The 12,846-nt window shown below is 73.3% G+C and carries 2 protein-coding genes; both read left to right on the top strand.

Translation table 11 applies throughout. The annotated features are described in order from the left end of the window. Positions 1 to 8: 8 nt before the first annotated feature. The gene (locus tag ACFYQQ_RS29470) at positions 9 to 7,826 is read left to right on the top strand and encodes an amino acid adenylation domain-containing protein (RefSeq protein ID WP_356240322.1); all 7,818 of its coding nucleotides are present in this window, start codon (positions 9 to 11) and stop codon (positions 7,824 to 7,826) included. Continuing rightward, positions 7,823 to 12,808 carry an amino acid adenylation domain-containing protein gene (locus ACFYQQ_RS29465; RefSeq protein WP_388905687.1) on the top strand — a complete coding sequence of 1,662 codons (4,986 nt, stop codon included), beginning with the start codon at positions 7,823 to 7,825 and terminating at the stop codon, positions 12,806 to 12,808. Before ACFYQQ_RS29470 ends, ACFYQQ_RS29465 begins: the two co-directional genes overlap by 4 nt. The last annotated feature ends 38 nt before the right edge of the window (positions 12,809 to 12,846 follow it).

Genomic DNA, 12,846 nt, shown 5'->3' with positions numbered 1-12,846 from the left:
GCTGCACGATGATCCCGTTGTCCTTCGCCCAGCGCCGGCTGTGGTTCCTGCACCGCCTGCAGGGGCCCTCCGCGACGTACAACATCCCCTTCGTGCTGCGCCTGGACGGGCCGCTGGACACCACGGCGCTGTCCGCGGCGGTCGGGGACGTCGTCACCCGGCACGAGAGCCTGCGCACCCTGCTGGTGGAAAGCCAGGACGGCACACCCGAGCAGCACATCCTGCCCGCGGACCAGGCCGCCCCGCTGTTCCGGGTGCTGGACGTCGGCGCCGACGCCGTCCAGGACACGGTGCGCGAGATCGCGTCCGCGGGATTCGAACTCGACCGCGACCTGCCGCTGCGCACCACCGTGCTGCGGCTGTCCGCGCACGAGCACGTGCTGGTGTTCGTCTTCCACCACGTCGCCGCCGACGGCGCGTCGATGGCCCCGTTCATGCGGGACCTGCTCACCGCCTACACGGCCCGCACCGCGAACACCGCGCCCGCCTTCACGCCGCTGCCGGTGCAGTACAAGGACTACACGGTGTGGCAGCGCCAGATGCTCGGCGAGGTCGACGACGCCGACAGCGTCGCCGCCGAGCAACTGCGGTACTGGAAAGAGGAACTGGCCGGCGTCCCGCAGCCGGTGCAGCTGCCCCTGGACCGGCCGCGCCCCACCTCGGCCGACCACCGCGGCGGCCACGCCGACTTCGAACTGGACGCCGACCTGGTCGCCGGGATCGGGAAACTGGCCGCCGGGCACGGCGCCACCGCCCCGATGGCCGCCCAGGCCGTCCTGGCGGTGCTCCTGCACCACCTGGGCGCCGGCAACGACCTGACCATCGGCAGCCCCATCGAGGGCCGCGCCGACGAACAGCTCGAAGACCTCATCGGGTTCTTCGCCAACACCTGGGTGCTGCGCGTCGACCTCGCCCGCAACCCCACCTTCGGCGAGCTGCTGGACCAGGTCCGCGACCGGGCCCTGGCCGCCTACGACAACCAGGACGTCCCCTTCGAGCACCTGGTGGAACTCCTCAACCCCGACCGCACCACCGCCTACCAGCCGCTGTTCCAGGTCATGCTGGCCTGGCAGTTCTCCTTCTCGCAGATCGAGGTGCCCGGCCTGCGGATCACCCCGCTGCCGGCCGGCACCGACACCGCCAAGTTCGACCTGTTCCTCAACATCGTGCCCACCCCCGCCGGACACGCCTACGGCCGCCTGGAATACGCCACCCAGCTGTTCGACCCCGCCACCGCCACGGCCCTGGTCGAACGCTACGTACGCGTCCTGCGCCAGGTCGTCGCCGACCCTGCCACCCGCCTGGGCGCCATCGACGTGCTCAGCGACACCGAACACGCCCAGCTCGCCCGCGCGGGCGCCACCGACGCGGCGGTGCCCGCGGCCACCGTGCCCGGCCTGGTCGCCGCGCAGGCGGCCCGCACCCCGGGCGCCCCCGCCGTGGTGTGCGGGCACACCACCCTGCTGTACGGGGAACTGGAGACGCGCGCGGGCCGGCTGGCCGCCGTCCTGCGCGAGCGCGGCGTGGGACCGGACGTGCTGGTCGCCGTCGCCCTGCCCCGCACGGCGGACCTGCCCGTCGCCCTGCTGGCGGTGCTCAAGGCCGGCGGCGCCTACCTGCCCGTCGACCCGAACTACCCGGCCGCCCGCATCGGCCAGCTCCTGGACACCGGCCGCCCGGCGCTGGTCCTCAGCGACCGCGCCACCGCCGCCGCGGTGCTGGAGGCGAGCACCGCGCCCGTGCTGTGCCTGGACGACCTGGACCTCGACCTGGACCTGGACGGGCCGGTCGTGGACAGCTCCCAGGCGGGCATCACGCCGGACAACCTGGCGTACGTGATGTTCACCTCCGGCTCCACCGGCACCCCCAAGGGCGTCGCCGTCACCCACGCCGGCGTCGTCAACGGACTGCAGGACCTGCGCCGGCGCACCCACGTCGAGGCCGGCTCGCGGATGCTCGCCGCCACCTCCGTCAACTTCGACGTGTCGGTGTTCGAGATGTTCACCGCGCTGACCACCGGCGCGAGCGTGGAGATCGTCCGTGACGTGCTGGCCCTGGCCGAACGCGACCACTGGTCGGGCACCACCCTCAGCGCCGTACCCGCGGTGTTCTCCGCCCTCCTGGACCACCTCACCCCCACCACCGGCGGTGCGGGGGGCCTGGCCTTGCAGGTGGACACCGTCGTCCTGGCCGGCGAGGCCCTCTCCTTCGACCTGGCCGAGAAGATCCGCCGCGCCCTGCCCGGCACCCGCGTCATCAACGCCTACGGGCAGACCGAGAGCTTCTACACCTCCACCTTCACCCTGCCCCCGCACGCGTCGGGCACCGGCGCCGTACCCATCGGCACACCGCTGGCCAACATGCGCGCCCACGTCCTGGGACCGGAACTGGCCCCCGTCGCCCCGGGCGTGGTGGGCGAGCTGTACGTGGCCGGCCCCCTGGCCCGCGGCTACCACGATGCCGCCGCGGCCACCGCCGAGCGGTTCGTGCCCTGCCCCTTCGGCGCCCCCGGCACCCGCATGTACCGCACCGGCGACCTCGCCCGCCGGGACGAGCAGGGCCACCTCGCCTACGCGGGACGGGCCGACAGCCAGGTCAAGGTCAACGGCATCCGCCTGGAGCCCACCGAGATCGAGACCGTCCTGGCCCGCCACCCCGCCGTCAGCCGGGCCGTGGTCACCCTGCGCGCAGACCACACCGGCACCCCGCGCCTGGTCGGCTACGTCGCCCAGAAAGCCACCGACACACCCGAAAGCCAGGAGGCGGGCGCGGGCGCATCCGGTGGGGACGTGGACATCAACGCCACCGTGTCCCCGGCCGACCTGCGGCGCTTCGCCGCCAAACGGCTGCCCGACTACATGGTGCCCGCCCAGCTCGTGGTCCTGGACCGGCTGCCGCTGAGCGCCAACGGCAAGGTGGACCTGGCCGCGCTGCCCGCCCCGCAGTTCGCCGGCGCCACCTACCGGGCCCCGGGCACCGCCACCGAACACGTCCTGGCCGAGGTGTACGCCGACGTGCTGGGCGCCGGACAGATCGGCACCGACGACGACTTCTTCACCAGCGGCGGCGACAGCATCCGCTCCATCCAGGTCGTCGCCCGCGCCAAGGCACGCGGCGTACAGGTCACCACCCGCGAGGTGTTCGAGCACCGCACGGTCGCCCGGCTCGCCGAACTCGTCGAGGGCCGCGCCGCCCAGGAACGGGTGACGCTGGCCGAACTGCCCGGCGGCGGCGTCGGCTTCACGCCGCTGCCGCCCACCGCCGCACACATCCTGGCCGCGGGCGGCGGCATCAACCGGTTCTGCATGTCCGCGCTGCTGACCCTGCCCCCCGGCATCGACCGCACCACGCTGACGGCCACCCTGCAAGGGGTCCTGGACCGCCACGACGTACTGCGCTCACGCCTGGACCGCGCCGAGCGGGGACTGCGGATCGCACCGGCCGGCAGCGTCGACGCCGGCGCCCTGCTGCGCGAGAGCGCCTACGCCGAGGCCGCCGTCCAGGGCGAACTGGACGCGGCCGCCGACCGCCTGGACCCCGACGCCGGGGTGATGGCCCAGTTCGTGTGGCTGACCTGCGAGAACGACACCGACCGGCTGCTGGTCGTACTGCACCACCTGGTCGTCGACGGCGTGTCCTGGCGGATCCTGCTCCCCGACCTGGTCACCGCCTGGCAGCACGCGCGCGGCCAGGGCGACCGCCCGCAGCCGGTGCACGGCACCTCGCTGCGGCGCTGGACGCACGCCCTGGCCGAGGAGGCCGCCACCGCCCGCCGCACGGCGGAGCTCGCCCACTGGCAGGACATCGGCCGCACCGACGAACCCGTGCTGGGCGCCCGCCCCCTGGACATCTCCCGCGACGTCAGCGCCACCGTGGACACCGTCCGCGTCACGGTGCCCGCCGACGTCACCCACACCCTGCTCACCACCCTGCCCGCCCGGTTCCGCGGCGGCGTCGACGACGGCCTGCTGGCCGGCCTGGCACTGGCCCTGGCCCGCTGGCTCCGCACCCGCGGACAGCAGGCGGGCCCGGCACTGGTGCGCCTGGAGGGCCACGGCCGCGAGGAGCACCTGGTGCCCGGCGCGGACCTCTCCGAGACCGTGGGCTGGTTCACCGCCATGTACCCGGTGCGCCTGGACGTCAGCGACGTCGACCTCGCGGACGCCTTCGCCGGCGGTCCGGCCGCCGGCCGCGCCGTCAAGGCCGTCAAGGAACAGCTGCGCGCCGTCCCCGACCACGGCCTGGGCTACGGCCTGCTGCGCCACCTCAACCCCGACACCGCCGCCCGGCTGGCCGGCGCGCGCAGCCCGCAGATCGGCTTCAACTACCTCGGCAAGGCCTCCAGCGCCGACCTGCCCGAGGAACTGCGCCACCTGGGCTGGGCCCCCGACACCGGCCACGCGGACCTGATCGCCGCACCGGACGCCGACATGCCGGTGCTCTCCGCCCTGGAGATCAACGCGGTCGCCGCCGACACCGGCACCGGCGCCGAACTCAGCGCCTACTTCGGCTTCCCCACCGGCGTCCTCACCCGCCAGGAGGTGACCGAACTGGCCGCGCTGTGGGTGCAGGCACTGACCGCCCTGGCCCGCCACGCGGCCCACCCGCACGCCGGCGGGCTGACCCCCAGCGACGCCCCCCTGGTCACCGTCGGCCAGCGCGAGATCGACACCTGGGAGCAGCGCTTCGGCCGGCTGAGCACCATCTGGCCCGCCACCCCCGCCCAGTCCGGGATCCTCTTCCAGGCCAGGCTCGCCGACGTCGACCCCTACCACATCCAGCTGGTGTTCCACCTGTCCGGCCGGGTCGACCCCCAGCGCATGCAGCGCGCCGGACAGGCCCTGCTGGACCGCTACCCGGCCCTGCGCGCGGCGTTCGTCGAAGGCGCGGACGGCGACCTGGTGCAGGTCGTACCCGCCGACGTGACCCTGCCCTTCACCCACCTGGACCTCAGCGCCCTGCCCGAGCCGCGGCGCACCGAGGACTTCGAGCGCTTCCTCGAAGGGGACCAGCGCGCCTACTTCGACGCGGACCGCCCGCCCCTGATCCGCCTGGCGCTGGCCACCCTGGACCCCGAGCGGCCCGAACTCGTCCTGACCGCCCACCACGCCCTGTACGACGGCTGGTCCACCCCGCTGCTCATGCAGGACCTGCTGCTGCTGTACGCCGCGGACGGCCGGGCGGGCACCCTGCCCCCGCCCCGCGACTACGGCGACTTCCTGGCCTGGCTGACGGCCCAGGACAAGGACGAGGCGGCCCGCGCCTGGGCCGGCGAACTCGAGGGCCTCAAGGAGCCGACCCTGCTGGTGCCCGACGGCACCGCCGCGGACGACGGCACGCGCGCCCAGGTCGAGGTCGAACTGCCCGACGGCCAGGCACGCGAACTGCTGCAGCGGGCCGCCGCGCTGGGCATCACCGCCAACACCCTGGTCCAGGGCGCCTGGGCGCTGCTGCTCGGCCAGCTCACCGGCCGCCAGGACGTCGTGTTCGGCGCGACGGTCTCCGGACGCCCGCCCGCGGTCGCCGACGTGGAGTCGATGGTCGGCATGTTCATCAACACCGTCCCCGTGCGGGTGGCCTACACGCCCGGCGAGACCGTCGCCGGCCTGCTGGGCTCCCTGCAGGCCCGCCAGGCGGACCTGGTGGAGCACCACTACCACGGGCTGCCCGACATCCAGAAGGCCGCCGGGGTGCGGTCCCTGTTCGACACCCTGGTCGTCTTCGAGTCCTACCCCGTCGACCGGGAGGGCCTGGGCGCCGCCAGCGACGCCGCCGACGGCATCACCTTCACGGGCCTGCGGCCCTTCGCCGGCAACCACTACGCGCTGTGCCTGACCGCGGCCGCCGACACCCACCTGCAGCTCGTCATCCAGTACGCGCCCGGCGTCTTCGACGCCGCGACCATCCGCCACTACGCCCGGTGCCTGGCCCGCTTCCTGGGCCAGCTGGCAGCCGACCCCGCCCTGAAGGTCGCCCACATCCAGTCCCTGGAGCCGGCCGAACGCCGGCAGCTGCTGGCCACCCTCAACGAGGGGCCCGTCGCCGCCTCCCACACCACCCTCACCGAGCGGGTCGCCGCCCAAGTGCGGCGCACCCCCGACGCGGTCGCCGTCATCGCCGGCCCCACCTCGCTGACCTACCGCGAACTGGACGCCCGCGCCGAACGCCTGGCCGCCGAACTCGCCGCCCGCGGAGTGGGCCCCGAAACCGTCGTCAGCGTGGTCCTGCCGCGCACCGTGGACGTGGTCGTCGCCCTGCTGGCGGTGCTGAAGGCGGGCGGCGCCTACCTGCCCGTCGACCCCGCCTACGCCGCCGCCCGCCTCCCGCACGTCCTGCCCACCGCCCGCCCGCACCTGATCCTCACCGACCGGGCCACCCGCGCCCTGGTGCCCGCCACCGACATCGGCGTCCTGGTCCTGGACGACCTCGACCCGACCGCACCCGCCCCCGCCGCCGCACCGCGGGCGGCGGCGGGCCCCGACAACCTCGCCTACGTCATCTACACCTCCGGCTCCACCGGGGTGCCCAAGGGCGTCGGCGTCACCCACAGCACCGTCGTCAACGCCGTCGACGCGCTCATCGCGCACGCCGGCGCCGAGGCGGGCCGGCGGGTCCTTGTCGCCGCCTCCTTCGGCTTCGACGTCGCCACCTTCGAGACGTTCGCCGCGCTGAGCACCGGCGGCACCGCCGAGATCGTGCGCGACGTGCTGGAGCTGGCCGAACGCGACAGCTGGGACGTCGACGTCATCTGCTCGGTGCCCTCGGCCTTCGCCGAACTCGTCGACCAGCTCGCCGGCCGCATCGACCCCACCGCCCTGAACATCTCCGGCGAGGTCCTGACCCCCGTCCTGGCGCGGCGGGTGCGCGAGCGCTGGCCCAAGGCCCGCGTCATCAACAGCTACGGGCCCAGCGAGACGTTCTACGCCACCGGCCACACCCTGGACCCCGACCAGGACTACACGGCCGGGGTACCCATCGGCCGGCCCTTCCCCGGCGTACGCGCCTACGTGCTGAGCCCCGGCCTCGGCGTGCTGCCCCCCGACACCCCCGGCGAGCTGTACCTGGCGGGCGCGGGCCGCGGCTACCACAATCAGGCCGCGCTGACCGCCGAGCGTTTCGTGCCCGACCCCTACGGCCCGCCCGGCTCGCGCATGTACCGCACCGGAGACCTGGCCAGCCTCACCCCCGACGGGGAGCTGCAGCACCTGGGCCGCATCGACACCCAGGTCAAGATCCGCGGCTACCGGGTCGAACCCGCCGAGGTGGAGGCGGCCCTGACGACCCATCCGCACATCGCGCAGGTCGCCGTCGTCACCCAGCACGGCGGCCAGAGCACCCCCTTCCTGGCGGCCTACCTGGTGCCCGCCGAGGGCGCGGGCCTCCCCGGCGCCGCCGAACTGCGCGAGCACCTCGCCGACCGGCTGCCCGAGTACATGGTCCCGGCCGTCTACGTGCCGCTCCAGCGGCTGCCGCTCTCACCCAACGGCAAGCTCGACCTCAAGGCGCTGCCCGCCCCCGACCTGACCTCCGCCACCCCCTTCCGGGCGCCGCAGACGCCCCGCGAGCGGCAGCTGGCCACGCTGTTCGCGGACGTGCTGGGCGTGGACAAGGTCGGCCTCGACGACGGCTTCTTCGAACTGGGCGGGCACTCCCTGCTCGCCACCCGGCTGATCACCCGCGCCCGCGCCGAGATCGGGATGGAGATCCCCATCCGCAAGATCTTCGACCTGCCGACGGTGGCCGCCCTCGCCGCCTGGTCACAGGAATCGGCTGTTCCGCTTCGCCCCGCTCTCCGCAGGATGATCGTAGAGGAGTACAACCAGTGATTCCCCTTTCCTTCGCCCAGCGCCGTATGTGGCTCACCCAGCAGCTGGAGGGCGGCGCGGAGACCTACAACATCTCTCCCGCGTTCCGCCTCACCGGACCGCTGGACGAGGCCGCCCTCATCGCCGCCGTCGGCGACGTCGTCGCCCGCCACGAACCCCTGCGCACCACCTACGTCACCGACGCCAACGACGAACCCCACCAGAAGATCGTGCCCGCCGGCCAGGCCCCCGTTCAGGTGCCCGTCGTGGACGTGGCACCCGCCGAACTCGACGCGGCGGTCGGCGAGTTCATCGCGCACCGCTTCGACCTGATGGCCGAGATCCCGCTGCGGGTGCGCCTGTTCCGCTGCGCACCCCAGGAACACGTCCTGGTCCTCCTTATCCACCACATCGCCTCCGACGGGGTCTCCGGCGGCCCGCTGGCCCGCGACCTCACGCAGGCCTACACCGCCCGCCTCGAGGGGCGCGCGCCGCGGTTCGAGCCGCTGCCGGTGACGTACAAGGACTACGCGCTGTGGCAGCGCGAACTGCTGGGCGACGTCGGCGACCCCGGCAGCCTGGCCGCGGCGCAGGCCGAGTACTGGCGCAAGGAACTGTCCGGGGTGCCGCAGCCGCTGAGCCTGCCCCTGGACCGCCCCCGGCCCGCCACCCGCAACTCCAAGGGCGACTCCCTGCCGCTGGAGGTCGGCGCCGACGTCGCCGCCGGCCTGCAGAAGCTCGCCGACGAGCGCGGCATGACCATGGCGATGGTCGTCCAGGCCGCCCTCGGCGTGCTGCTGAACAAGCTCGGCGGCGGCCACGACGTCACCATCGGCAACCCGATCGCCGGACGCACCGACGAGGCGCTCGCCGACCTGGTCGGCCTGTTCGTCAACACCCAGGTCCTGCGCGTGGACCTGTCCGGCAACCCCTCCTTCGTCGACCTGCTGCCGCAGGTCAGGGACAAGGCCCTGGCCGCCTACGAGCACCAGGACGTGCCGTTCGAGACCCTCGTGGAGCTGATCAACCCCGACCGCTCCACCTCCTACCAGCCGCTGTTCCAGGTGATGTTCGCCTGGCAGAGCTTTGAGAAGGCCGACTTCGAACTGCCCGGCCTGAGCGTGCAGTTCGAGCAGTACCTCACCCAGACCTCGCTTGCCGACCTGTTCTTCAGCCTCGCGGTGACCGACACCGGCACCCTGCGCGGCGACCTCATGTACGCAACCCAGCTCTTCGACCGCGACACCGCCCAGGACATCGCCGCCCGCTTCGTGCGCGTCCTCACGCAGGTCGCCGCCGCCCCCACGGCCCCGCTGAGCACCATCGAGGTCCTGGGCCGCGACGAGCGGGACTGGCTGGTGCGCCGCGTCAACGACACCGCCCACCCCGTCACCGCGACCACCCTGCCCGACGCCTTCGAGGCCCAGGTGCGCCGCGACCCTGAGCGCGTCGCGGTCATCGCCGAGGACGAGACGCTGACGTACGAGGAGTTCAACCGGCGCGCCAACAAGCTGGCGCACTGGCTCATCGAGCAGGGCGCCGGCCCCGAACAGCTCGTCGCGGTGAAGATCCCCCGCTCGGTGGACCTGCTGGTCGCCGTGTACGGCGTGGTCAAGGCCGGCGCCGCCTACGTGCCGCTGGACACCGAACTGCCCAAGGACCGGGTGCGGCACGTGCTGGCCGGCGCCAAGCCGCTGCTGCTCCTGGACGGGGTGCTGCCCGACACCAGCGGCTACCCGCACACCGACCCCCAGCGCACCCTGTCACCCGACAACGCCGCCTACGTCATCTTCACCTCCGGCTCCACCGGCGGCCCCAAGGGGGTGCCCGTCGCCCACCGCTCGATCATGAACCGGATCCAGTGGGGCCTTGAGCACTTCGACGTCACCGTCGAGGACCGCATGCTGGTCAGCACCTCCGCCAGCTTCGACGCCTCGGTGCCGGAGATGTTCTCCAACCTGCAGATGGGCGCCTCGATCGTCGTCGCCGGCGCCGACGGCCGCCGCGACCCCGCCTACCTCGCCGGCCTCATCCAGCGCGAGCAGGTCACCGGCGCGTTCTTCGTGCCCTCGCTGCTGTCCGCGTTCGTCACCGAGCCCACCGCCGGCGACTGCACCAGCCTGCGCTGGATCGAGGTCGCCGCCGAGGCGTTCCCCGCCGCCCTGGCCAACCGGTTCACCGACCTGCTTCCCGGCTGCAGCGCCAACAACCTCTACGGCCCCACCGAGGCCACCGTCGAGGTCACCGGCTGGCAGCACGTGCCCGGCGCCGACCGCGTGCCCATCGGCGCCCCCATCTGGAACAACCAGGTCTACGTCCTGGACGCGGCCCTGCGCCCTGTCGCCCCCGGGGTGGCCGGCGAGCTGTACCTGGCCGGCACCTGCCTGGCCCGCGGCTACCTCGGCCAGAGCGCCCTGACCTCGGAGCGCTTCGTGGCCTGCCCCTTCGGCCCGGCCGGCGCCCGCATGTACCGCACCGGGGACCTGGTGAAGTTCAACAAGGACGGCCAGGTCGAATACCTGGGCCGCACCGACTCCCAGGTCAAGGTCCGCGGCTTCCGCATCGAACTCGGCGAGATCGAGCACGTGCTGTCCGGCCACCCCTCGGTGGCGCAGGCCGCGGTCGTGGTCCGCGAGGACCAAAAGGGCGACCAGCGCCTGGTCGCCTACATCGAACCCGACCCGGACGCCGCCGTCGCCGACACCGACGCCCAACTGGCGCAGTGGCGCCACCTCTTCGACGACCACTACGCCCAGGCCCTGGACGAGCCCTTCGGCGAGGACTTCCAGCACTTCACCACCCTGGACGACGGCGAGCCCATCGGCGTCGACCAGCTGCGCCAGTGGCAGGACGCGGCCGCCGCCGACCTCGCGCGGCTCGCCCCGCGCAAGATCCTGGAGATCGGCGTCGGCTCGGGCCTGCTGCTGTCCAAGCTGGCGGGAGAGGCCGAGGAGTACTGGGGCACCGACCTGAGCGCCACCGCCATCGACCGGCTGCGCACCCACGTCGAGCAGGCCGGCTACGGCGAGCGCGTCACCCTGCGCGCCCAGCCGGCCCACGACCTGTCCGGACTGCCGAAGGGCACCTTCGACACCGTCGTCCTGCACTCGGTGGTGCAGTACTTCCCCAGCGCCGAGTACCTGGAGCAGGTCCTCACCGGCCTGCTGCCCCTCCTCGCGCCGGGCGGCCGCCTGGTCCTCGGCGACGTCCGCAACGCCGAGACCCTGCGCATCCTCGCCACCGCGCAGGCCCAGGCCGCCCAGCCCTACGCCTCCCACGAGGAGATCCGCTCGGCGGTGGAGCAGGCCCTGCTCGCCCAGCGTGAACTGGCCCTTGCCCCGCAGTGGTTCGCCCAGTGGGCCGCCCGCCACCAGCTGGCCGCCGACATCCGCCTCAAGGCCGGCCAGGCGCACAACGCGCTCACCCGCCACCGCTACGAGGTCGTCCTGCACACCGAGCCCGCCGACGTCCTCGACGTGAGCTCGGCGCCCGCCCTGGTGTGGGGCCGCGACGTGACGGATCTGGCCGCCATCGGCGAGCACACCGCCCGCACGGAGCGCCCGCTGCGGATCACCGGCATCCCCAACGCCCGGCTGGCGGAGGAGAGCGCCGCAGCGCTCTTCGCCGGCGTCCACCACAGCGAGCCGCCCACCGGCCGCCCCCTGGACCCGCACGACGTCACCGCCCTCGCCCGCAGCCACGGCAAACACGCGGTCCTCACCTGGTCGGGCGAGGCCCCCCACAGCTTCGACGCCGTCCTGCTGCCCGGCCCGCGGTCCGTCAGCGGCGCCTTCGTGCCCAGCACGGTCGCCGGACGCATCCGCCACAACACCCCCGCCCTGGCCCAGGCGATCGGCCCGCTGGTGGCCGCACTGCCCGACCATTTGCGCGCCCGGCTGCCCGACTACATGGTCCCGGCCGCCGTGGTGCCGCTGTCCCAGCTCCCCCTCAACCCGGCCGGCAAGATCGACCGCGGGGCGCTGCCGGCCGAGCACACCAGCACCGTCAGCAGCGGAGAGCCCCGCAACTCCCACGAGGAGAAGCTGTGCGCCTTCTTCAGCGACCTGCTGAAGCTGGAGCGCGTGGGCATCAACGACGACTTCTTCGCCCTGGGCGGCCACTCCCTGCTGGCCACCCGGCTCAGCGCCCGCATCCGCAAGGCGTTCGGCGCCGACATGCCGCTGCGCACCATCATCCAGTACCCCACGGTCGCCGAACTGGCCGCGCTGCTGCTCATCGGCAGCATCCCCGGCGACCACGCCGACTCCTTCGGCGTCGTGCTGCCCCTCAACCGGGACCCCGGCACCGGCAAGCCCCCGGTGTGGTTCGTCCACGGCGGCGGCGGCCTGGGCTGGGCGTACTTCACCTTCGCCCCGCACGTACCCGACCGCGCCTCCTACGCCCTGCAGTCCCGCGGCTCCAACGGCCACGACCCGATGGCCGGCTCGGTGCAGGAGATGGTCGAGGACTACCTCGCCCAGATCCTCAAGGTCCAGCCGCAGGGCCCCTACCACCTGGTCGGCTGGTCCTACGGCGGCCCGATCGTCCACGCCCTGGCCGCCGCCCTGGACGCCCTGGGCCACGAGGTCGGCCTGGTCGCCATCCTGGACACCCAGCCCGCCACCGGCACGGCCGACAACGGCTTCAAGCAGGTCGCCGGCCGCACCCAGGACCTGTACCGGGCCGACATCGAGGAGGTGTTCGGCAAGTTCATGAACACCGGCAACATGGACGACTTCCTGGACACCATGTCCAAGGTCGGCGCCAACAACCTGCAGAAGATGGGCGACTTCGTCTCGCCGGTCTACCGCGGCGACGTGCTGTACTTCAACGCGACGCTGGACAAGACCGACGGACAGTCCTCCTACGGACCCGAATGGCGGCCCTACATCCTCGGCTCCTACGAGGAGTACGACGTGGACGCCACCCACCACGACCTGCACATGCCCAAGCCGGCCGGCCAGATCATGAAGGTCGTCGCCCGCAAGCTCGCAGCCGTCTGAAAACGATGCCCGCCACCGGCGCATCAACGAAACACGAT

The sequence above is a fragment of the Streptomyces sp. NPDC005496 genome, from assembly GCF_042872045.1.
In the GTDB taxonomy this organism is placed as follows: domain Bacteria; phylum Actinomycetota; class Actinomycetes; order Streptomycetales; family Streptomycetaceae; genus Streptomyces.
Note: the sequence above shows the minus strand (reverse complement) of the source record. Positions and strands in the feature narration are given on the sequence as shown.

Excerpts from the sequence above, each read along its gene's own strand:
- ACFYQQ_RS29470 (WP_356240322.1), top strand. The coding sequence starts at position 9 with ATGATCCCGTTGTCCTTCGCCCAGCGCCGGCTGTGGTTCCTGCACCGC.